The organism is Klebsiella sp. G-Nf4, assembly GCF_002810615.1.
Taxonomy (GTDB): Bacteria; Pseudomonadota; Gammaproteobacteria; order Enterobacterales; family Enterobacteriaceae; genus Klebsiella; species Klebsiella variicola.
Genome location: NZ_PION01000002.1, coordinates 402,139 through 422,268, shown reverse-complemented (window position 1 = coordinate 422,268; position 20,130 = coordinate 402,139). Strand labels below are relative to the sequence as shown.

The window sequence follows — 20,130 nt, the reverse complement described above, 5'->3', positions numbered from 1 at the left end:
CATGTGTTAGGCCTGCCGCCAGCGTTCAATCTGAGCCATGATCAAACTCTTCAATTTAAGTTTGATGCTCGTGAATTAAACTTCGTAATGAATTACGTATGTTCACTCAGAGACTTGGTATTCATTTATTGTCCGAAGACATTAAGAATCCATGTCACTTTGAGTGCCCACACAGATTGTCTGATAAATTGTTAAAGAGCAGTTGCAACGCGGCTTTCAGCTCACCGTTGCGAGGTCCCGTATAATACGTTTTCCTCATGCAGAGTCAAGCGCTTATTTTGCTTTTCTCTGTCGGTTTTCAGCATTGAACTTCATCGCCGAAACCCTGCTGACCCGGCGGCTTGCTTGCCGTTGTTCCGTGTCAGTGGAGGCGCATTATAGGGAGTAATTCTGAAGTGACAAGGATAAATTCAAAAAAAGAATCCAACCGCTCACTTTTCAATCAAAATGATTGTTGAGCTTTAATTCTTGCCTGGTTTTTAAACAAAAACGAGCCCGTTGGGCCCGTTTTTGTCGTTTTGTGACTTACTGCACTGCCACGATACGGTCGTCTTTCACCACCAGTTCGACGGTTTTTCCCGGAACCAGCTCACCGGAAAGGATCTGCTGGGCTAACGGGTTTTCAATTTGCTGCTGAATAGCACGTTTCAATGGACGAGCGCCGTACACCGGATCGTAGCCATTGGCACTGAGCAACTTCAACGCCTCATCGGACATCCGCACTTCATACCCACGCTCTTCCAGACGTTTATACAGACGCTGCAGCTGGATCTGGGCAATAGAAGCAATATGTTTTTCACCCAGCGGATGGAAGACCACCACTTCGTCGATACGGTTGATAAACTCCGGACGGAAGCTCTGGCTAACCACACCAAGCACCAGATCCTTCATATGACCGTAGTCCAGCTCGCCAAAACGTTCCTGAATCAGATCGGAACCGAGGTTCGAGGTCATGATGACCACCGTATTACGGAAGTCGACCGTTCTCCCCTGCCCGTCGGTCAGACGCCCGTCGTCGAGTACCTGCAGCAGAATGTTGAACACATCCGGGTGCGCTTTTTCCACTTCATCCAGCAGGATGACGGAATAAGGACGACGACGCACCGCTTCGGTCAGGTAGCCACCCTCTTCATAACCGACGTATCCCGGAGGCGCACCGACCAGACGCGAGACGGAGTGTTTCTCCATAAACTCGGACATATCGATACGCACCATCGCGTCGTCGCTGTCGAACATAAAATTAGCCAGCGTTTTGCAAAGTTCGGTTTTACCGACCCCGGTTGGACCGAGGAACAGGAACGAACCAATCGGTCGGTTCGGATCGGACAGCCCGGCACGGCTGCGGCGAATAGCGTTAGATACCGCTTCAACCGCCTCATCCTGGCCAATCACCCGATGATGCAGATCCTGCTCCATACGCAGCAGTTTTTCACGCTCGCTTTCCATCATTCGCGCCACAGGAATGCCGGTCCAGCGTGCCAGCACTTCGGCAATCTCCGCATCCGTTACTTTGTTACGTAACAGGCGCATGGTTTTACCTTCGGACTGAGTGGCAGCCGCCAGCTGTTTTTCCAGTTCCGGAATTTTGCCGTACTGCAGCTCGGACATCCGCGCCAGGTCGCCGACGCGGCGCGCCTGTTCAATAGCGATTTTCGCCTGTTCAAGCTCGGCTTTAATAGTCTGGGTACCGGAGAGGGATGCTTTTTCCGCTTTCCACTCTTCTTCCAGTACCGAGTACTGACGCTCTTTATCCGCCAGCTCCTCATTGAGCATATCAAGACGCTTCAGGCTCGCTTCATCAGACTCTTTCTTCAGCGCCTGCTGTTCCAGTTTCAGCTGGATAATACGGCGATCGAGACGGTCCAGCTCTTCCGGCTTGGAGTCAATCTGCATACGAATGCTGGACGCCGCCTCATCGATAAGGTCGATGGCTTTATCCGGCAGCTGACGGTCGGCAATATAGCGATGCGACAAGGTTGCCGCCGCGACAATCGCCGGGTCAGTGATCTGCACGTGGTGGTGCAGCTCGTAACGTTCTTTCAGGCCACGCAGAATAGCAATGGTATCTTCTACCGTCGGCTCGGCGACGAACACCTTCTGGAAACGACGTTCCAGCGCGGCGTCTTTTTCGATGTACTGACGGTATTCATCAAGCGTGGTCGCCCCGACGCAGTGCAGTTCACCACGCGCCAGCGCTGGCTTCAGCATGTTGCCCGCGTCCATCGCGCCGTCGGCTTTACCGGCACCTACCATGGTATGCAGTTCGTCGATAAACAGAATGACGTTGCCTTCCTGTTTTGACAGGTCAGTCAGCACGCCTTTCAGACGCTCTTCAAACTCACCGCGGTATTTCGCCCCGGCCACCAGCGCCCCCATATCCAGCGCCAGCACCCGACGGCCTTTCAGCCCTTCAGGTACTTCGCCGTTAACGATGCGCTGCGCCAGCCCTTCGACGATTGCCGTTTTACCCACCCCGGGTTCACCAATCAGTACCGGGTTGTTTTTGGTACGACGCTGCAGTACCTGAATGGTACGGCGAATCTCTTCATCACGGCCGATCACCGGATCCAGCTTGCCCTGCTCGGCTCGCTCGGTCAGATCGACGGTAAATTTCTTCAATGCCTGACGTTGGTCTTCGGCACCCTGATCGTTCACGCTTTCACCTCCGCGCATTTGTTCAATCGCCTGAGTCACGTTGGCGGTTGTTGCTCCGGCAGATTTTAAAAGGTCGGTCAGCGTACCGCGCGATTCAAGCGCCGCCAGAACGAACAGTTCCGACGAAATAAAGTTGTCCTTTTTCTTTTGCGCCAGCTTGTCGCAAAGGTTCAGGATCCGCACTAAATCCTGAGAAGGTTGTACATCGCCGCCGGTGCCTTCCACCTGCGGTAAACGGCTCAAGGCCTGTTCGATGTCAGTGCGTAGTTTTCCGGCATTCACGCCCGCCGAGGTTAATAAAGGACGTACCGATCCCCCTTCCTGATTCAGCAAGGCGCTCATTAAATGAAGAGGTTCGATGAATTGGTTGTCGTGCCCGAGTGCGAGTGACTGGGCATCGGCAAGAGCAAGCTGGAATTTATTGGTAAGACGATCCAGACGCATAACTCCTCCCATAAACAGGTCAAATTTGCTACTGGAGATTAAATGAGGTCATCCCTCAATTATTCAAGGTTAAAGACCTGAACTATGCGAAAAATAAGTTTGCCTTCTGGATCGTCTTGATTCTCTAGGTTATATCAGCCAAATGAAACTTGCCATACGACCAGTGGTCTTGTCGCGCCGGTAAGAGAAAAAATCATCCTTTTCGCTTAGCGTGCAGCGATCGCCGCCGAAAATCTGCTCAACGCCGACGTTTGCCAGACGCTGCCGAGCCAGTTGATAGATATCAGCAAAATATTTCTCGCCTGCCGGACGAAAAGCCCGGTGCGCGTTCTCGTCCTTCGCCATAAAGGCATCCCGGACTTCCGGCCCCACCTCAAACGCCTGCGGACCGATGGCAGGGCCCAGCCACGCCATCATGTTTTCGGCTTTATCGGCGAAACGGGCAACCGTCTCTTCCAGAACGCCTTCGCATAAGCCGCGCCATCCCGCATGCGCCGCGGCGACTTCGGTGCCGTCGCGGTTACAGAACAGGACCGGCAGGCAGTCGGCGGTCATCACCGCGCAGACGGTGCCTGGCGTACGACTATAAGAAGCATCTGCGCGTTTCGACGGATAGGGTCCGCCGTCCAGCGTCAGAACATCGGTGCCATGAACCTGCTCCAGCCAAACCGGGTAAGACGGCAAGCCACCGGCGGCAAACATCCGCCGCCGGTTTTCTTCAACATGCTGCAGATTGTCTCCGCAATGGGCGCCCAGGTTGAGCGAGTCATAGGGCGGCAGACTCACGCCGCCAATGCGGGTCGAACTACAGGCCGCCACGCTGCGGGGCATCGGCCACTGCGGTACAATCAGTTTAGTCATAACCAGTCAATATCGTCCTTATGGGCTTCAAAATCGGCACGCATCGCCTCGATGAGCTCGACCATATCCTGTGGGATAGGCGCATGCCACTCCATTTCAATGCCGGTGATCGGGTGGTACAGACGTAGCATGGTGGCGTGCAGCGCCTGGCGGTCGAATTTACGCAGTGCGGTGATGAACTCCTCCGACGCGCCCTTAGGCGGACGCGGCCGGCCGCCATACACCTGGTCACCCACCAGCGGATGGGTGATATGCGACATATGCACGCGGATCTGGTGCGTACGACCGGTTTCCAGGCGCAGACGCAGGCGGGTATGGATGCGGAAATGTTCCATAATCCGATAGTGGGTCACCGCCGGTTTGCCCATCGGATGTACCGCCATATGGGTACGTTTTGTCGGGTGACGACTGATCGGCTCTTCCACTGTGCCACCGGAAGTCATATGGCCGATGGCCACCGCTTCATACTCGCGGGTGATCTCGCGCAGCTGCAGCGACTCCACCAGCCGGGTTTGTGCCGGAATGGTTTTCGCCACCACCATCAGACCGGTGGTGTCCTTATCCAGACGGTGCACGATCCCCGCGCGCGGCACATCGGCAATCGGCGGATAGTAGTGCAGCAGCGCATTCAGCACAGTACCGTCAGGGTTGCCCGCGCCAGGATGCACAACCAGATCGCGCGGTTTGTTAATCACGAGGATGTCATCATCTTCGTAAACGATATTGAGCGGAATATCCTGCGGCTGGAAGCGCGCTTCTTCTTCGATTTCGACATCGATAGCGATGTGCTCTCCCCCCAGCACTTTTTCTTTCGGCTTATCGCCAATGGTGCCATTGACTAATACGCGTTGGTCAAGGATCCATTCTTTTATCCGCGATCGCGAATAATCAGGGAACAATTCGGCCAAAGCCTGATCTAAGCGTTGACCGAGTTGATTTTCGGTCACCGTTGCGGTGAGTTGTACTCGTTGTGCCATATACAGCTTCTTCGTTTAACGTTGGGTTTTACGGCTTTGCCGTTTAATATAGTGTGCTATTGTAGCTGGTCTTAATCGGGAGCAGGAACAGAGATTCTCCCGCATAAACATTTTGAGGAAGTCAAAACGTCATGACGCGCATGAAATACCTGGTGGCAGCCGCCACACTGAGCCTGGCTTTGGTGGGTTGCTCCGGCTCTAAGGAAGAGGTGCCTGATAATCCGCCGAATGAAATCTACGCGACTGCCCAGCAAAAGCTGCAGGACGGTAACTGGAAACAGGCGATAACGCAACTGGAAGCGTTGGATAACCGTTATCCATTCGGCCCTTATTCCCAACAGGTACAACTGGATCTGATTTATGCGTATTACAAAAACGCCGATCTGCCGCTGGCTCAGGCGGCCATCGATCGCTTCATGCGTTTGAACCCCACCCACCCGAATATCGATTACGTCATCTATATGCGCGGCCTGACCAACATGGCCCTGGATGACAGCGCCCTGCAGGGTTTCTTTGGCGTTGACCGCTCTGACCGCGATCCGCAGCACGCGCGCGATGCCTTCAATGACTTCTCCAAACTGGTTCGTGGTTACCCGAACAGCCAGTATGCCACTGACGCCTATAAACGCATGGTGTTCCTGAAAGATCGCCTGGCCAAATATGAGCTGTCGGTCGTGGATTACTACACCGACCGTGGCGCCTGGGTTGCCGTCGTGAACCGCGTGGAGGGTATGATGCGTAACTATCCGGATACCCAGGCCACCCGCGATGCCCTGCCGAAGATGGAAAACGCCTATCGTCAGATGCAGATGAACGCCCAGGCAGACAAAGTCGCCAAAATCATCGCCGCCAACGACAAGAACACCTGAGGGTAACATCCGAAAGCAAAACGGCAGCCAGCGGCTGCCGTTTTTTTATACTTTATCCCGGCTAGCTGAAGCGGTTTAGCGCCGGGTTAACTCATCAAATATGGCCTGCTTTGTCGGGTTCGACAAGTAAAATCTCACTTCTTCCTGCCCTGTCTCACAAAATGAATTCGTTGACAAAAAGTGACAATAAAATGTGATTTAGATCACACATTTTGACATTGGGAAAGGTATGCTGGATTCACCAAGACGGGAAAGACAAGAGGTAAAATTTATGACAATGAACATTACCAGTAAACAAATGGAAATTACTCCGGCAATCCGCCAGCATGTCGCAGACCGTCTCGCCAAACTGGATAAGTGGCAAACTCATTTAATTAACCCGCACATCATTCTGTCTAAGGAGCCGCAGGGTTTTATCGCTGATGCAACCATCAATACGCCCAACGGTCATCTGGTTGCCAGTGCGCGCCATGAAGATATGTACGTCGCCATTAACGAATTGATCAACAAGCTGGAACGGCAGCTGAATAAAGTGCAACACAAAGGGGAAGCCCGCCGCGCCGCGACGTCGGTGAAAGAGGCAGGCTTTGTGGAAGAAGAAGAGTAATCCTTAACTTAAGTTGTGTCATGCCACGCGCCTTCGGGCGCGTTTTTTATTGACAGAGTGAAAACAGTACAGGTACTGTAATCCCCACTACCTCAAGGAATTTACCATGAAACGTGTCCCGTTCTTCTTCGCATTCTTTTTTACCTTCCCCTGACCGGGAGGCAATTCGTCGTATAAGAAAGAATGCGAAGACGAACAATAAGGCCTCCCACCCGGGAGGCCTTTTTTATTTGATAACAACAAAGGCAACATCTATGACCGAGGAAAACCCATTACTGGCGCTGCGCGATAAGATAAGCGCGCTGGACGAGAAACTGCTTGCTCTGCTGGCGGAGCGCCGCGGGCTGGCTGTTGAGGTTGGTAAAGCCAAACTGGCTTCCCACCGTCCAGTGCGTGATATTGACCGCGAACGCGATCTGCTGGAGCGTCTGATGACCATCGGCAAGCGTCATAATCTGGATGCACACTACATCACCCGCCTGTTCCAGCTGATTATCGAAGACTCTGTCCTGACCCAACAAACCCTGCTGCAGCAGCATCTGAATAAAATTAATCCGCATTCGGCCCGCGTGGCGTTCCTTGGCCCTAAAGGCTCTTATTCGCATCTGGCGGCGCGTCAGTATGCTGCTCGCCACTTTGAGCAGTTTATTGAGAGCGGCTGCGCGAAGTTCGCCGATATTTTTAATCAGGTAGAGACCGGCCAGGCCGATTACGCGGTGGTGCCGATTGAAAACACCAGTTCTGGCGGGATCAACGACGTCTACGATCTGCTGCAGCACACCAGCCTGTCGATCGTTGGCGAGCTGACGATCCCTATCGATCATTGCGTGCTGGTCAGCACCTCGACGGATGCCGATAAAATTCAGACCGTCTACAGCCATCCTCAGCCGTTCCAGCAGTGCAGCCAGTATCTGAGCCGCTACCCGCACTGGAAAATCGAATATACCGAGAGCACCTCGGCGGCAATGGAAAAAGTGGCGCAGGCTAACTCCCCGGCCGTTGCGGCACTCGGCAGCGAAGCGGGTGGCGCCCTGTATAGCCTGCAGGTGCTGGAGCATTGCCAGGCCAACCAGACGCAGAATATCACGCGCTTCCTCGTCCTGGCGCGCAAAGCGGTGAACGTCTCCGATCAGGTTCCGGCCAAGACCACGCTGTTAATGGCAACCGGTCAGCAGGCGGGCGCCCTGGTGGAAGCCCTGCTGGTATTGCGCAACCACAATCTAATCATGACCAAACTGGAATCCCGTCCGATCCACGGCAATCCCTGGGAAGAGATGTTTTACCTTGATATTCAGGCCAATCTGGAGTCATTGCCCATGCGCAAGGCACTGAAGGAGCTGGCGGAAATCACTCGCTCCATGAAGGTCCTCGGTTGCTACCCCAGCGAAAACGTGGTGCCGGTGGATCCGGTTTAACGTTCGCGGAACGGTAATTTCTTCATCCCTGCCATCGCAACCGGCAGGGTGAAGATGGCGCCTGACAGCGGATACTGAGCCAGCTCATCGTCCTCCATATTTTCCCGGGTTGTGGTGATATAGAGCGTTTTCATATCCGCCCCACCGAAGCAGACCATTGTCGGACAACGAACCGGCATCGGGTAAGTCTCCAGCTCCTCGCCCTGCGGCGAGAAACGGGCAATCCGCCAGCCGTCAAACATCGCGCTCCAGTAACAGCCCTCCACATCGATCGCCGCCCCGTCAGGGATGCCTTCACCCGGCTGGAAACGGCGAAACACCTCGCGTCGGCCAGGCTCACCCTGTTCATCCAGCGGCGTACGGTAGATCACGGCGTTCGGCGTATCAGAGGTATACATCCAGCGCTGGTCGGCGCTAAACGCGAGGCCGTTGGCACCATGGATATCACACTGGATCACTTTCGGCTTCAGGTCATTATCGACCCGCATCAGCAGCGCACCGTTGTAATCCCCCGGTCCCCAGAAGGTGCCGGCATAAAAACGCCCCTCGCGATCGGTCCCACCATCGTTAAACCGCGCCAGCTCCGGATTGCTCGGATTATCACAGACTTTCCGCCGCAGCAGGCCGTGGGCGTCGGTCAGCCAGATGCCACTGCGTAATGCAACGATAAACCCGCCCTTCTCACGCAGGGAGAAACAGCCGACCTCCTCCGGAAACTGCAGCACCTGGTGTTCGCCGCTGCGGGTATCGTAGCGGTGGATTTCACACTCCATGATATCGGCCCAGTAGAGGGCCTGTTCAGCCTCGCTCCAGGTCGGGCATTCCGGCAGGTATCCGGTGTAGTCAAACAGCGGTTGTGGTTCAGCCATCGTTGTCATCCCTATAAAAAAAGCCAGCGGTCGCTGGCTTTATTGTATACACCTTTTTCGCTTTACTGCCGATTATCGTTCGCCTGACGCAGCAGCGTGCGGCTCTCGCTCTGGAAACGCTGAGCGTAATCGCCAAACCAGTGTTCGACTTTACGGAAGCTGTCGATAAATGCCTGCTTATCGCCCTGCTCCAGCAGGCCAATCGCTTCGCCGAAACGCTGGTAATAGCGCTTAATCAGCGCCAGGTTGTTTTCCGATGACATAATAATGTCGGCGTACAATTGCGGATCCTGGGCAAACAGGCGCCCTACCATCGCCAGCTCCAGCCGGTAAATAGGTGACGAAAGCGCCAGCAACTGCTCAAGACGCACGTTCTCTTCCGCCAGGTGCAGGCCATAGGCGAAAGTGGCAAAGTGGCGCAGCGCCTGAATAAACGCCATGTTCTGATCGTGCTCAACGGCGCTGATGCGGTGCAGCCGCGCGCCCCACACCTGAATCTGCTCGAGGAACCACTGATACGCTTCCGGCTGGCGGCCATCACAATAGACCACCACCTGCTTCGCCAGGCTGCCGCTGTCCGGACCGAACATCGGGTGCAGGCCAAGAACCGGACCCTGATGCGCGGCCAGCATCGCCTGCAGCGGCTCCGCTTTCACCGAGGCAAGGTCGATCAGAATGCAATCCGCCGGCAGCGGCGGCAGCCTGCCGATCGTCTCCACGGTGGTGTGAATCGGTACGCTGACGATGACCATGCCGGCATCGGCGACGATATCCGCCGCCCGCGCCCAATCCTCTTTTTCCAGAATACGCACCTGGTAGCCGGACAGCGTTAACATCTTCTCAAACAGACGCCCCATCTGCCCGCCGCCGCCGACGATAACCACCGGCCGCAAATTCGGGTGCAGGGTTTTGAAGCCTTTGTCGTTTTCGCTGGAATAGGATTCCCGCATCACGCGACGCAGAACATCCTCGATCAGATCCGGCGGTACGCCGAGCGCAGCCGCCTCTTCACGCCGGGAGGCGAGCATCGCCGCCTCGCGCTCCGGGACGTAAATCGGTAGGCCATACTGGCTCTTCACCTCGCCGACTTCGGCCACCAGTTCCAGGCGCTTAGCCAGCAGGCTAAGCAACGCTTTATCTACTTCATCAATTTGATCGCGTAACGCGGTCAGTTCAGCAACCATACTTTCCTCTTACACCAAACGGGCCGCCAGATGGCCGCGGAGATCCTTATCCAGTTCACGCAGCAGCGCATCAGTGCTTTCCCAGCTGATGCAGGCATCAGTCACCGAGACGCCGTATTTCATCGCCTCACGCGGCTGTTCAGAGGACTGATTGCCTTCGTGGATATTACTCTCGATCATCAGGCCGATAATGGAGCGGTTGCCATCTTTGATCTGCGCGACAACGGATTCAGCCACGGCTGGCTGGCGGCGGAAATCTTTATTGGAGTTCCCATGACTGCAATCTACCATCAGCGACGGTTTCAGTCCCGCCTGCGCCATCTCTTTTTCGCATTTCGCCACATCTTCCGGACCGTAGTTCGGCGCCTTGCCGCCGCGCAGGATCACATGGCCATTCGGATTACCCTGCGTTTGCAACAGGCAGACCTGCCCGGCCTGGTTGATGCCGACGAAACGGTGCGGCATTGCCGCGGCGCGCATCGCGTTGATGGCCGTCGCCAGGCTACCGTCGGTACCGTTTTTAAAGCCGACCGGCATCGACAGGCCGGAGGCCATTTCGCGGTGCGTTTGTGATTCCGTGGTACGTGCGCCGATGGCTGACCAGCTGAACAGATCGCCAAGGTACTGCGGACTGTTCGGATCCAGCGCTTCCGTCGCCAGCGGCAGTCCCATGCTCACGAGCTCGACCAGCAGACGACGCGCAATCTTCAGGCCGCCTTCAACATCAAACGAACCATCCATGTGCGGATCGTTAATCAGCCCCTTCCAGCCCACGGTGGTACGGGGTTTTTCAAAGTAGACGCGCATCACCAGGTAGAGGCTATCGCTGACCTCTGCGGCAAGGGCTTTAAACCGACGAGCATATTCAATCGCAGCTTCCGGATCGTGAATCGAGCAAGGACCGCAAACCACCAGCAGGCGCGGATCGCGGCCAGCGATGATATCGGAGATGGTCTCACGGGCATGCGCAATCTGCGCTTCCTGTTCAACGCTCAGCGGGAATTCCGCCTTCAGTTGCTCCGGGGTCATTAACACATGTTCGTCGGTAATATGTACGTTATTCAGCGCGTCTTTTTGCATGATTGCGATCCTGTGTAGCTCGTTTGCGATATAAGGTTGCCTCAGCGGGCATGACGTAACGATACCACACGAAGTAAAGAATTCAATCCATATTACGTAAATTTTACTTTACACCAATAAATTAATTGGCGCTTAACCCGGCAATAAACGTACAACAATGTTTACATCACCCTAAATCACACCAAACTTGCGCACTATCGCTATGGCTATTACGAAAAATCCTGGTGAGATTTGTCCCAAAGCAAAGGGTGCATGTAATGACGGGTTTTGTTAACAGTGGTATTCTGCGCCGGGCATCGGTAGCGGTATTTCCCGCGCTATGGCGAATTTGACGGAAGCGTTAATGACAGTATTACACCGTCTTTTATTGACTGTATTTTTTCTCATCGCGGTATCTCCTGTTTTTGCTGCCGGACCTTCAGAACATGTTCGCGCTATTGTTTCCGGGATCGTGACCTACACCCGTTGGCCGGCATTAACAGGGGCGCCGAAGCTGTGCATTTTTGCCTCATCACGCTTCACCCATAGCCTGGCTCATGAAGATCCGGATGCCTTGCCCTATCAACCGGTGATAGTACGTAATAGTGAAGAAGCGTTAAAAACGACCTGCGATGGTTTTTATTTTGGCAGCGAATCACCGACCCAACAGTCGGAATTAACTCGCCGCTATGGCCCGAAGCCGCTTTTACTCATCGCAGAACAAAATACGGATTGCTCCATTGGTAGCGCGTTTTGCCTGATCATCAACGACGACAGGGTCCGCTTCTCCGTTAATCTGGACGTTCTGACGCACAGCGGGGTCCGGGTTAACCCGGACGTCCTGATGCTTGCCCGGAAAAAACCACATGAATAAGGACTTTTCACAGACCGCGCGCCCGACATTTAAACGCGCGCTTCGTCGAATTAGCGTGATAAGCGTGGTGATCTCCATGACGCTGGTCTGGCTGCTGCTAAGCACAGCCTCAATCTTCACGCTCAAGCAGTACGCGCAGAAAAATCTAGAGCTCACTGCCGCGACCATGGGTCGCAGCCTTGAAGCCGCCCTGGTATTTGGCGACAGCGCGGCGGCAGAAGACACCCTCGCTTCACTGGGGAAGCAAGGGCAGATTTCCCAGGCCATTGTACTCAATGGCCAGAAGCAGCACTTCGCCGCGTGGCGCCACGAACCGCTGGCCAACAAAGAGCAAGTGAGCGGGCTTGTCAGTAAATGGCTGTTTCCTGAGCCCACGGTGCAGCCCATCTGGCACCAGGGCAAACAGATCGGCGAGCTGCAGCTGACTGCTCTCGATAAGCTGATCAGCCACTTTCTTGGGATCTCGATTCTGGTACTGACCGGCAGCATTCTGCTCGCCTCGTTTATCGCCCTGCTGCTGACTCACTCTCTGCACCGGGGGATCGTTGCCGCGCTGCAGAGCATCACCGAAGTTGTGCACGATATTCGCGAAAATCGCCATTTCTCGCGTCGGGTGCCCGAGGAGCGTATTGAGGAGTTCCATCTTTTCGCTCAGGACTTTAACAGTCTGCTAGGGGAGATGGAGGACTGGCAGCGGCAGCTGCAGGCCAAAAACGCCCAGCTGTTACGTAGCTCGCTACACGACCCGCTGACCGGCCTGGCTAACCGCGCTGCCTTTCGCAACGCGCTCGCCGAACTGATGAAGAACGAGGTGGGCCATCAGACCTCGGCGTTACTGTTTCTTGACGGTGATAACTTCAAGCTGATCAATGACAACTGGGGACACGCGGCGGGCGATAAAGTGCTGACGGAGGTCGCCAGCCGCCTGATGGCCTTCGCCGGCAAACGCCATCTGGCGTGGCGCCTTGGCGGCGATGAGTTTGCCGTTCTGCTGCGCGAGGTGCGCTCGGAAGCCGAAGTGCAGGCCCTGTGCCAGGCGCTGTCCGAACAATTTCTTCCGCCATTCAACCTGCACAATGGCCATAGCGCCACGCTCTCGTTGAGCGTCGGTTATGCCCTGGCGTGGGAGCACGCCACCGCGGAATCACTGCAAGAACTTGCCGATCAGAATATGTATCGGATGAAAAACCAACGTATCCAGCAGACGCTGAAATAATAAAGGACTCATTATGCTCAGGAAATATTTCGCTCCCGCCCTGATGGCGGCGGCGCTTTTGACAGGTTGCCAGGCTCCTCAGGGAAAATTTACCCCCGAGCAGGTGGCGGCGATGAAATCTTACGGCTTCACTGAAAACAATGGCGATTGGTCCCTGGGCTTATCCGATAGCATCCTGTTTGACAAGAATGACTACCGACTACGTCCCGACAGCCGCCAGCAGATCACCACGATGGCCTCGCGGCTGGCGGCGACCGGGATCACCCATAGCCGCCTTGAAGGCCACACCGATAATTACGGTGAGGATAGCTATAACGAAGCCCTGTCGCTTAAGCGCGCCAATAGCGTGGCCGATGCCTGGGCGGAAGGCGCCCATGTCCCGCGCAGTCATTTAGTCACCCGCGGCCTTGGCAAGAAATACCCGATTGCCAGCAACGACACGGCGGCCGGGCGCGCTGAAAACCGCCGGGTCACGGTGGTCATCAGCACGCCGTAAGCCTTCGCTTAATCGCTCGACTTCGCCATCCTCATTGCCGTTGCCGCGCGCCAGCGCAGGTAGTCAACGGCAATGAACAGCACCAGACTTGCCCCCATCAACGGCATGGCCAGCCCCAGGACTAATGCTATCCCCAGCACCAGCCCACGGGCAGGCCAGACGAGTGATAACCACGCCTGCAGCAGCGAATGCGCCGGATCCCAGACCGCCTGAGGCGGACGGCGGATCCACCACAGCCGATACCCCACGCCGATGGTGACGCACAGCGCGCAGCCGAACCCCACCAGCAGCAGCTGATTCGCCAGACCAAAGAGGATCCCCATGTGGAAATCGACGCCCCAGCGGGTCAGCTTCGCCATCAGCGGGAAGTCGGCGAACCGGGTCCGATCCACCACCTGCATTGTGGCGCCATCGATCGCCACCGCGTCCACCTGCGTCGGCCAGCGGCGGTCCATCTCATTCACCGTCCAGGCACGTTCCTCCGAAACCGGCGGACGGATCTCCAGCCGGCTGGCGTTCAGCCCCGCCTGACGGGCCACCGCCAGTGCCTGGTCAAACTGCGCTGGCTGCAGCGCTGACTGATGCTGCATGGCCATCCCGTCCATATGATGCCCGGCGTGGGGATCGTGCGCCATCGGCGCCTCACCGTGCAGCAGGGTATTCACCTGCGGCGTCCACCAGCCGAAAGCCGCCCGCATTTTATCCACATTACCGCCGGCCCATTGCGACCAGGTCAGACCGGTGGCGGAGAAGAGCAGCATGCCCAGCAGTAAGCCCCAGCCCAGTGTTACGTGCAACCGACGATGATTCTGCAGGGCGTTATTGATCCGCCGTTTTGGACGCGTCATCGCCCACAGGGCAATTCCCCCCAGCGCGGCGACCCACATCCATGAGGCAGCCAGTTCGCTGTAGAGTCGCCCGCTGTCGCCCAGCAGTAGCGAACGATGCGCATAATCAATCCACTGGCGCAGCGGCAGGATGCCGCTGGTACCGTAGACCGTCATATCGCCCTTCACCCGTAGCGAGATCGGATCGACAAAGATGGCCCGGGATTCTGACTCGCCCAGGCTCGGGTCAACAAACATAATCCGGGTGGTCTCCCCCATCGCGGGGGCCGGCCGTACCGCCAGCAGCCGCAGATTACCCTGGGTCGCTTCTTCCGCCACCGCAATCTGGGCGCTGAGCGGCTGCGGAGTCCCGTCGGCAAGGCCATGCAGCGCTTCGTGATAGAGCAAGTTTTCCAGCTGCGGCGTCGCCACGTACAGCGTGCCGGTCAGGGCAGCGACAAAGATAAACGGTCCGATAAACAGTCCGATGTAGAAATGGAGGCGACGCAGCAGGTTTAACCATGCCGCGCGCGAGGTGCAGGTTGTCATACTTTTCCTTTTTTAAAGCAAAAGAGGTCATTGCGCGGTGCGCAGATTGTTTTTTATTAAAGGGAAAAAGCAGACAGCCGCGGCGGGGCGCGGGTTTCAGGGTAGAGCCAGGGGAAGTAATGCCAGTGTTTTAATACCGGGCGAGAAGCCGGCAGGCTAATGCGCCGCAGGAGCATGGCGACGAACAGCGCCAGCGCGAAAAGCAGTCCCGGGACATGGGCTAACAGCACGCAATAGCCACACGCTTCGGCATGGTCCAGCGGCAGTTCGTGTCCGGTATGCGTGGCGCCGTCTGTGCTATGCATCATCGCCATCTCGTGGTCGGGCATTTGCGCCATGCTCGCGGACGAGCTGTCCATCATCATAGCGTGATGCATGCCGGGCATCGCGCTCATGGGGTCTTTTTGCAGGTAGATTGAGATCAGGGGGGCCACGACGATCAACAGGATCGCCAACAGTGCCAGCCAGGCGGCTCGCCGTTTAGGTGTCGTTTGCAGGAAACTGTTGCTGACCACCGCCCCTCCGAAATGAGGGCGTATTGTAAATGATTTACATCACGATGGTTACAACAAAGATAAAAAAAGGGCCAGCCATCTGGCCAGCCCTTCTGTCAGGATGTCGCGAAAGCGAATCTTAGTTAAGACGCTCTTTGATACGAGCAGACTTACCAGTGCGCTCACGCAGGTAGTACAGTTTAGCTTTACGTACAGCACCACGACGTTTAACAGCAATGCTGTCAACTACCGGAGAGTGAGTCTGGAAGACACGCTCAACGCCTTCGCCGTTGGAAATTTTGCGAACAGTGAATGCAGAGTGCAGACCGCGGTTACGAATAGCGATAACCACGCCCTCGAATGCCTGCAGACGTTTTTTGGAACCTTCAACAACCCATACTTTCACTTCCACGGTATCACCCGGACGGAAGGAAGGTACGTCCTGCTTCATCTGTTCTTGTTCAAGTTGCTTAATAATGTTGCTCATAATTTAATCTCTTATCCTGGGTAAACTGATATTGGGGGCTCACGCCTGCCCATCATGTTTATGCTGCTGTTGCGCGTGTTCGCTTTTGAACTGCGCCAGCAACTTTGCTTGCTCTTCAGTCAGAGCCAGGTTTTCCAGAAGTTCAGGTCTTCTAAGCCAGGTGCGGCCCAGCGACTGCTTCAGACGCCAGCGACGTATCTCAGCATGGTTTCCCGACAGTAATACTGGCGGTACCTCCATCTCTTCTAACACTTCAGGACGGGTATAGTGCGGGCAATCCAGCAACCCATCAGCAAAGGAATCTTCCGTTGCCGAAGCTTCATGGCCCAGTACTCCCGGAATGAACCGGGAAACGGAGTCAATCAGCGTCATTGCCGGTAACTCACCACCGCTGAGAACGTAATCGCCGATTGACCATTCTTCGTCAATTTCGGTTTGGATTACGCGCTCGTCTATCCCTTCGTAGCGACCACACACCAGAATCAGTTTCTGATTCGTTGCCAGTTCGCTGACGCCCGCTTGATCAAGCTTGCGTCCCTGAGGTGACAGATAAATCACCTTCGCGCCTTCACCTGCCGCGGCTTTTGCTGCATGAATAGCATCCCGTAAAGGTTGCACCATCATTAGCATCCCCGGTCCGCCGCCGTAAGGACGATCGTCCACGGTACGGTGCCGGTCATGAGCGAAGTCGCGAGGACTCCAGCTTTCGATGCTCAGCAGGCCATTTTTTACTGCCCGGCCAGTTACCCCGTAATCGGTAATTGCGCGGAACATTTCAGGAAACAGGCTAATTATGCCAATCCACATAGCGCCGTCTTTTACCGTTTATCCGGAGAATTTAAAAACCAGGATCCCAATCTACTTCGATAGTACGCGTAGTGAGATCGACTTTCTTGATAACCTGCCCATCGAGGAACGGAACCAACCGCTCCTTGATGCCAAATGCATCTTTCAGGTTTGCCTTGATGACGAGTACGTCATTAGACCCGGTTTCCATCATATCGATGACTTTACCGAGGCTATAGCCTTCCGTCGTAACTACCTGGCAGCCCATCAGGTCTTTCCAGTAGTAGTCACCCTCTTCCAGCTCCGGCAACTGCGATGAATCCACGATAATTTCGCAATTAGTCAGTAGATTCGCGGCATCACGATCGTCAACGCCTTTCAGCTTGATGATGATGTCCTGATTGTGGTGGCGCCAGCCTTCCAGCTCAACAACCTGCCACTGACCCGCCTTCTGGATTAACCAGGGCTGATAGTCAAAAATGCTTTCGGCGTCTTCGGTGGAGGAAAACACTCTGAGCCAACCACGGATACCGTAGGAAGAACCCATTTTCCCCAATACGATCGGATCAACAGGTGCTTGTGCGGTGTGTTGCTTGCTCATCATGACCACCGTGACAGATTAAGCTGCTTTGTTAGCGGCTTTGATCAGCGCGGCAACGCGATCGGAAACAGTAGCGCCCAGGCCAACCCAGTGAGCGATACGATCCAGATCCAGGCGAGTTTCTTCTTCCGCGCCGCTAGCGATCGGGTTGAAGAAACCAACGCGCTCGATGAAGCGACCGTTGCGTGCATTACGGCTGTCGGTGACAACAACCTGGTAGAACGGACGCTTTTTAGCGCCGTGACGTGCTAAACGAATAGTTACCATAACATCCTCTTGTGTGAATAAAACAACCGGGCCCCATCGAGGAACGGAGCCCGGTGTCATATTAAAAGCCCGAAAATTTTACTGATTTCTGGGAAAAATGCAATCAGCATCTTGGTACTGAGCATTAAACAAGGGATAGAAGGCGTATATCGGTGCAGCTAGTTTAGTTCCGGCGTGCGCGCAGAAAGCGGAGCGTACACGTAGTACGTGAGCATTTCGAGCACACCCCGGAGCTAAAATGGCAAACAAGATAGCCTTATACCCTTGTTTTTAGCGGCCCGGGAAACCTGGCGGCATCATCCCTTTCATCCCGCGCATCATCTTCATCATGCCGCCTTTCGACTTCATCTTCTTCATCATGCGCTGCATGTCGTCGAACTGCTTCAGCAGACGGTTCACATCCTGCACCTGCATCCCGCAGCCAGCGGCGATACGGCGCTTACGTGAGCCTTTGATGATTTCCGGCTTGGCGCGCTCTTTCAGGGTCATCGAGTTGATGATGGCTTCCATACGCACCAGCACTTTGTCGTCCATCTGCGCTTTTACGTTGTCCGGGATCTGGCCCATACCCGGTAGCTTGCCCATCAGGCTGGCCATGCCGCCCATGTTTTTCATCTGACGCAGCTGCTCAAGGAAGTCGGTCAGATCGAAACCGTCGCCTTTCTTCAGCTTGGAGGCCAGCTTCTCGGCCTGCGCGCGGTCAACTTTGCTCTCGATATCTTCGATCAGCGACAGCACGTCGCCCATGCCGAGGATACGGGAAGCGACGCGGTCCGGATGGAACGGCTCCAGCGCTTCGGTTTTCTCGCCGACGCCGAGGAATTTAATCGGCTTGCCGGTAATATGGCGAATCGACAGCGCCGCGCCGCCGCGGGCGTCGCCGTCCACTTTGGTCAGCACCACGCCAGTCAGCGGCAGCGCTTCGTTAAAGGCCTTCGCGGTATTCGCCGCATCCTGACCGGTCATCGCATCGACGACGAACAGGGTTTCAACCGGGTTAATGGCGGCGTGGACGTGCTTGATTTCGTCCATCATCGCTTCGTCAACGTGCAGACGACCGGCGGTATCCACCAGCAGCACGTCGTAGAATTTGAGTTTCGCTTCTTTCAGCGCCGCATTGACGATATCCACCGGCTTCTGGCCGACGTCAGACGGGAAGAAATCGACGCCGACCTGCTCGGCCAGGGTTTCCAGCTGTTTAATCGCCGCCGGACGGTAAACGTCCGCGGAGACCACCAGCACTTTCTTCTTGTGCTTCTCGCGCAGGAATTTCCCCAGCTTACCGACGCTGGTCGTTTTACCGGCGCCCTGCAGACCCGCCATCAGCACCACCGCCGGCGGCTGCGCCGCCAGGTCGAGCGTCTGGTTCTCTTCGCCCATCGCCGCCACCAGCTCGTTGCGGACGATTTTGACGAACTCCTGACCCGGGGTCAGGCTTTTATTGACTTCATGGCCGACCGCGCTCTCTTTCACGCGGCTGATGAAATCACGTACCACCGGAAGCGCAACGTCCGCTTCCAGCAGCGCCATGCGCACTTCGCGCAGGGTGTCTTTAATATTGTCTTCTGTAAGGCGTCCGCGGCCGCTAATGTTGCGCAGCGTACGCGACAAACGATCGGTTAAATTATCAAACATTGTCTCTCGCCTGAGGTGGAAACGGTCGGTCGCCGCAGCGACACACAAAACGAATGTGGCGGAGTATAACACGACATCAATCTGAATGTGCTGCAACGGTTGGAGCAGAGGCCTGCTGACGTTATACTGCTTCTCTTTCTTATTTAGCCAACAGCCGACACCTATGCCTGTTTTTGCTCTACTCGCCCTTGTCGCCTACTCCATCAGCCTGGCGCTGATTATCCCCGGCTTGCTGCAAAAAAACAGCAGCTGGCGGCGTATGGCGATTTTATCTGCGACTATCGCGTTGATCTGCCATGCTTTTGCGCTGGAAGCACGGATATTCCCCGGCGGCGAGAGCGGGCAAAACCTCAGCTTACTGAACGTCGGGTCGCTGGTCAGCCTGATGATCTGTACGGTGATGACTATCGTGGCCTCGCGCAATCGCGGCTGGCTGCTGCTGCCTATTGTCTATGCCTTCGCGCTAATCAATCTGGCCTTCGCCACTTTCGTGCCTAACGAATATATCACTCACCTGGAAACCACCCCGGGGATGCTGGTGCATATCGGTCTGTCGCTCTTCTCGTACGCCACGCTGATCATTGCCGCGCTGTATGCGCTGCAGCTGGCGTGGATCGACTACCAGTTAAAGAACAAAAAGCTAGCCTTCAGTAGCGAAATGCCGCCGCTGATGAGCATTGAGCGCAAAATGTTTCACATCACCCAGGTCGGCGTGGTGCTGCTGACCCTGACCCTGTGCAGCGGCCTGTTCTATATGCACAATCTGTTCAGCAGCGAAAACATTGATAAAGCGGTGCTGTCGATTATTGCGTGGTTCGTCTATATCGTCCTGCTGTGGGGCCACTATCATGAAGGATGGCGCGGACGTCGCGTGGTCTGGTTCAGCGTCGCTGGCGCCGGTCTGCTGACGCTGGCCTATTTTGGTAGCCGCGTGCTGCAGCAGTTCGTGAGCTAAGTC

21 protein-coding genes and 1 other annotated feature are annotated in these 20,130 nt (G+C 55.6%); of the genes, 8 read left to right on the top strand and 13 right to left on the bottom strand.

Annotated features, from left to right (window positions below; genetic code table 11):
* Positions 1 to 525: 525 nt before the first annotated feature.
* The 3 genes from clpB to rluD all read right to left on the bottom strand — a co-directional run bounded on the left by clpB (position 526) and on the right by rluD (position 4,937).
* Positions 526 to 3,099 carry an ATP-dependent chaperone ClpB gene (gene clpB, locus CWM57_RS08230; RefSeq protein WP_061153632.1) on the bottom strand — a complete coding sequence of 858 codons (2,574 nt, stop codon included), beginning with the start codon at positions 3,097 to 3,099 and terminating at the stop codon, positions 526 to 528.
* Between the two features lie 129 nt (positions 3,100 to 3,228).
* Positions 3,229 to 3,960, bottom strand: coding sequence for a purine nucleoside phosphorylase YfiH (yfiH, locus tag CWM57_RS08225; RefSeq protein WP_008806081.1), 732 nt, complete (start codon positions 3,958 to 3,960; stop codon positions 3,229 to 3,231).
* Positions 3,957 to 4,937, bottom strand: coding sequence for a 23S rRNA pseudouridine(1911/1915/1917) synthase RluD (gene rluD, locus CWM57_RS08220; protein WP_032433442.1), 981 nt, complete (start codon positions 4,935 to 4,937; stop codon positions 3,957 to 3,959). Before rluD ends, yfiH begins: the two co-directional genes overlap by 4 nt.
* 131 nt (positions 4,938 to 5,068) lie before the next feature.
* Between rluD and bamD the strand changes: the two genes are divergently transcribed.
* From bamD to pheA, 4 genes are all read left to right on the top strand, one after another.
* Positions 5,069 to 5,806: an outer membrane protein assembly factor BamD gene (gene bamD / locus CWM57_RS08215; RefSeq protein ID WP_061153630.1), complete on the top strand. Its 738-nt coding sequence runs from the start codon at positions 5,069 to 5,071 to the stop codon at positions 5,804 to 5,806.
* Between the two features lie 271 nt (positions 5,807 to 6,077).
* Entirely contained in the window at positions 6,078 to 6,413 is a 336-nt protein-coding gene (gene raiA, locus CWM57_RS08205; protein ID WP_061153629.1) for a ribosome-associated translation inhibitor RaiA, read from the top strand.
* A 105-nt stretch (positions 6,414 to 6,518) separates the two neighbouring features.
* Positions 6,519 to 6,643, top strand: a sequence feature (Phe leader region).
* Positions 6,520 to 6,567: a pheA operon leader peptide PheL gene (pheL, locus tag CWM57_RS08200; protein ID WP_100632159.1), complete on the top strand. Its 48-nt coding sequence runs from the start codon at positions 6,520 to 6,522 to the stop codon at positions 6,565 to 6,567. (Overlaps the previous feature by 48 nt.)
* A 24-nt stretch (positions 6,644 to 6,667) precedes the next feature.
* Positions 6,668 to 7,828, top strand: a complete 1,161-nt coding sequence (gene pheA / locus CWM57_RS08195; RefSeq protein WP_061153628.1) for a bifunctional chorismate mutase/prephenate dehydratase — start codon at positions 6,668 to 6,670, stop codon at positions 7,826 to 7,828.
* Here pheA and CWM57_RS08190 read toward each other — a convergent pair.
* From CWM57_RS08190 to aroF, 3 genes are all read right to left on the bottom strand, one after another.
* Positions 7,825 to 8,697: an SMP-30/gluconolactonase/LRE family protein gene (locus CWM57_RS08190; RefSeq protein ID WP_100675889.1), complete on the bottom strand. Its 873-nt coding sequence runs from the start codon at positions 8,695 to 8,697 to the stop codon at positions 7,825 to 7,827. The two genes, pheA and CWM57_RS08190, sit on opposite strands and share 4 nt — an antisense overlap.
* Before the next feature lie 62 nt (positions 8,698 to 8,759).
* Complete coding sequence (gene tyrA / locus CWM57_RS08185; RefSeq protein WP_061153626.1) at positions 8,760 to 9,881, bottom strand: bifunctional chorismate mutase/prephenate dehydrogenase; 1,122 nt, start codon at positions 9,879 to 9,881, stop codon at positions 8,760 to 8,762.
* 9 nt (positions 9,882 to 9,890) lie between these two features.
* Positions 9,891 to 10,961 carry a 3-deoxy-7-phosphoheptulonate synthase AroF gene (gene aroF / locus CWM57_RS08180; protein WP_100675888.1) on the bottom strand — a complete coding sequence of 357 codons (1,071 nt, stop codon included), beginning with the start codon at positions 10,959 to 10,961 and terminating at the stop codon, positions 9,891 to 9,893.
* Between the two features lie 343 nt (positions 10,962 to 11,304).
* On the opposite strand from aroF, the gene CWM57_RS08175 reads away from it, so the two are divergent.
* From CWM57_RS08175 to CWM57_RS08165, 3 genes are read left to right on the top strand one after another with little or no spacing between them, the layout of a single operon-like run.
* The gene (locus tag CWM57_RS08175; RefSeq protein WP_012540842.1) at positions 11,305 to 11,814 is read left to right on the top strand and encodes a YfiR family protein; all 510 of its coding nucleotides are present in this window, start codon (positions 11,305 to 11,307) and stop codon (positions 11,812 to 11,814) included.
* A complete protein-coding gene (dgcN, locus tag CWM57_RS08170; RefSeq protein ID WP_074387821.1) occupies positions 11,807 to 13,030 on the top strand; it encodes a diguanylate cyclase DgcN in 1,224 nt (407 codons plus the stop codon). The genes CWM57_RS08175 and dgcN overlap by 8 nt, the downstream gene beginning before the upstream one ends.
* A 13-nt stretch (positions 13,031 to 13,043) precedes the next feature.
* Positions 13,044 to 13,526: an OmpA family protein gene (locus CWM57_RS08165; RefSeq protein WP_100675887.1), complete on the top strand. Its 483-nt coding sequence runs from the start codon at positions 13,044 to 13,046 to the stop codon at positions 13,524 to 13,526.
* An 8-nt stretch (positions 13,527 to 13,534) separates the two neighbouring features.
* Here CWM57_RS08165 and CWM57_RS08160 read toward each other — a convergent pair whose 3' ends face one another.
* The 7 genes from CWM57_RS08160 to ffh all read right to left on the bottom strand — a co-directional run bounded on the left by CWM57_RS08160 (position 13,535) and on the right by ffh (position 19,172).
* Positions 13,535 to 14,902 (bottom strand): PepSY-associated TM helix domain-containing protein, encoded by a 1,368-nt coding sequence (locus CWM57_RS08160; RefSeq protein ID WP_100675886.1) that lies wholly within the window; start codon positions 14,900 to 14,902, stop codon positions 13,535 to 13,537.
* Positions 14,903 to 14,958: 56 nt separating this feature from the next.
* Positions 14,959 to 15,417 carry a DUF2946 domain-containing protein gene (locus CWM57_RS08155; RefSeq protein ID WP_100675885.1) on the bottom strand — a complete coding sequence of 153 codons (459 nt, stop codon included), beginning with the start codon at positions 15,415 to 15,417 and terminating at the stop codon, positions 14,959 to 14,961.
* 118 nt (positions 15,418 to 15,535) lie between these two features.
* Positions 15,536 to 15,883, bottom strand: coding sequence for a 50S ribosomal protein L19 (gene rplS / locus CWM57_RS08150; RefSeq protein ID WP_002914145.1), 348 nt, complete (start codon positions 15,881 to 15,883; stop codon positions 15,536 to 15,538).
* A 39-nt stretch (positions 15,884 to 15,922) separates the two neighbouring features.
* Positions 15,923 to 16,690 (bottom strand): tRNA (guanosine(37)-N1)-methyltransferase TrmD, encoded by a 768-nt coding sequence (trmD, locus tag CWM57_RS08145; RefSeq protein WP_008806092.1) that lies wholly within the window; start codon positions 16,688 to 16,690, stop codon positions 15,923 to 15,925.
* Positions 16,691 to 16,721: 31 nt separating this feature from the next.
* Positions 16,722 to 17,270 carry a ribosome maturation factor RimM gene (rimM, locus tag CWM57_RS08140; protein ID WP_008806093.1) on the bottom strand — a complete coding sequence of 183 codons (549 nt, stop codon included), beginning with the start codon at positions 17,268 to 17,270 and terminating at the stop codon, positions 16,722 to 16,724.
* An 18-nt stretch (positions 17,271 to 17,288) separates the two neighbouring features.
* Positions 17,289 to 17,537, bottom strand: coding sequence for a 30S ribosomal protein S16 (gene rpsP / locus CWM57_RS08135; protein ID WP_012540839.1), 249 nt, complete (start codon positions 17,535 to 17,537; stop codon positions 17,289 to 17,291).
* A 270-nt stretch (positions 17,538 to 17,807) separates the two neighbouring features.
* The gene (ffh, locus tag CWM57_RS08130) at positions 17,808 to 19,172 is read right to left on the bottom strand and encodes a signal recognition particle protein (protein ID WP_002914152.1); all 1,365 of its coding nucleotides are present in this window, start codon (positions 19,170 to 19,172) and stop codon (positions 17,808 to 17,810) included.
* Between the two features lie 163 nt (positions 19,173 to 19,335).
* Here ffh and CWM57_RS08125 point away from each other — a divergent pair, with 163 nt between their 5' ends.
* On the top strand, positions 19,336 to 20,127 hold the full coding sequence (locus CWM57_RS08125) for an inner membrane protein YpjD (RefSeq protein WP_023282914.1): 792 nt from the start codon (positions 19,336 to 19,338) through the stop codon (positions 20,125 to 20,127).
* The last annotated feature ends 3 nt before the right edge of the window (positions 20,128 to 20,130 follow it).

What these genes read in the sequence shown, in the direction of transcription:
- clpB (WP_061153632.1), bottom strand. Translation starts at nt 3,099, where the DNA reads ATGCGTCTGGATCGTCTTACCAATAAATTCCAGCTTGCTCTTGCCGAT.
- yfiH (WP_008806081.1), bottom strand. Translation starts at nt 3,960, where the DNA reads ATGACTAAACTGATTGTACCGCAGTGGCCGATGCCCCGCAGCGTGGCG.
- rluD (WP_032433442.1), bottom strand. Translation starts at nt 4,937, where the DNA reads ATGGCACAACGAGTACAACTCACCGCAACGGTGACCGAAAATCAACTC.
- bamD (WP_061153630.1), top strand. Translation starts at nt 5,069, where the DNA reads ATGACGCGCATGAAATACCTGGTGGCAGCCGCCACACTGAGCCTGGCT.
- raiA (WP_061153629.1), top strand. Translation starts at nt 6,078, where the DNA reads ATGACAATGAACATTACCAGTAAACAAATGGAAATTACTCCGGCAATC.
- pheA (WP_061153628.1), top strand. Translation starts at nt 6,668, where the DNA reads ATGACCGAGGAAAACCCATTACTGGCGCTGCGCGATAAGATAAGCGCG.
- CWM57_RS08190 (WP_100675889.1), bottom strand. Translation starts at nt 8,697, where the DNA reads ATGGCTGAACCACAACCGCTGTTTGACTACACCGGATACCTGCCGGAA.
- tyrA (WP_061153626.1), bottom strand. Translation starts at nt 9,881, where the DNA reads ATGGTTGCTGAACTGACCGCGTTACGCGATCAAATTGATGAAGTAGAT.
- aroF (WP_100675888.1), bottom strand. Translation starts at nt 10,961, where the DNA reads ATGCAAAAAGACGCGCTGAATAACGTACATATTACCGACGAACATGTG.
- CWM57_RS08175 (WP_012540842.1), top strand. Translation starts at nt 11,305, where the DNA reads ATGACAGTATTACACCGTCTTTTATTGACTGTATTTTTTCTCATCGCG.
- dgcN (WP_074387821.1), top strand. Translation starts at nt 11,807, where the DNA reads ATGAATAAGGACTTTTCACAGACCGCGCGCCCGACATTTAAACGCGCG.
- CWM57_RS08165 (WP_100675887.1), top strand. Translation starts at nt 13,044, where the DNA reads ATGCTCAGGAAATATTTCGCTCCCGCCCTGATGGCGGCGGCGCTTTTG.
- CWM57_RS08160 (WP_100675886.1), bottom strand. Translation starts at nt 14,902, where the DNA reads ATGACAACCTGCACCTCGCGCGCGGCATGGTTAAACCTGCTGCGTCGC.
- rplS (WP_002914145.1), bottom strand. Translation starts at nt 15,883, where the DNA reads ATGAGCAACATTATTAAGCAACTTGAACAAGAACAGATGAAGCAGGAC.
- trmD (WP_008806092.1), bottom strand. Translation starts at nt 16,690, where the DNA reads ATGTGGATTGGCATAATTAGCCTGTTTCCTGAAATGTTCCGCGCAATT.
- rimM (WP_008806093.1), bottom strand. Translation starts at nt 17,270, where the DNA reads ATGAGCAAGCAACACACCGCACAAGCACCTGTTGATCCGATCGTATTG.
- rpsP (WP_012540839.1), bottom strand. Translation starts at nt 17,537, where the DNA reads ATGGTAACTATTCGTTTAGCACGTCACGGCGCTAAAAAGCGTCCGTTC.
- ffh (WP_002914152.1), bottom strand. Translation starts at nt 19,172, where the DNA reads ATGTTTGATAATTTAACCGATCGTTTGTCGCGTACGCTGCGCAACATT.
- CWM57_RS08125 (WP_023282914.1), top strand. Translation starts at nt 19,336, where the DNA reads ATGCCTGTTTTTGCTCTACTCGCCCTTGTCGCCTACTCCATCAGCCTG.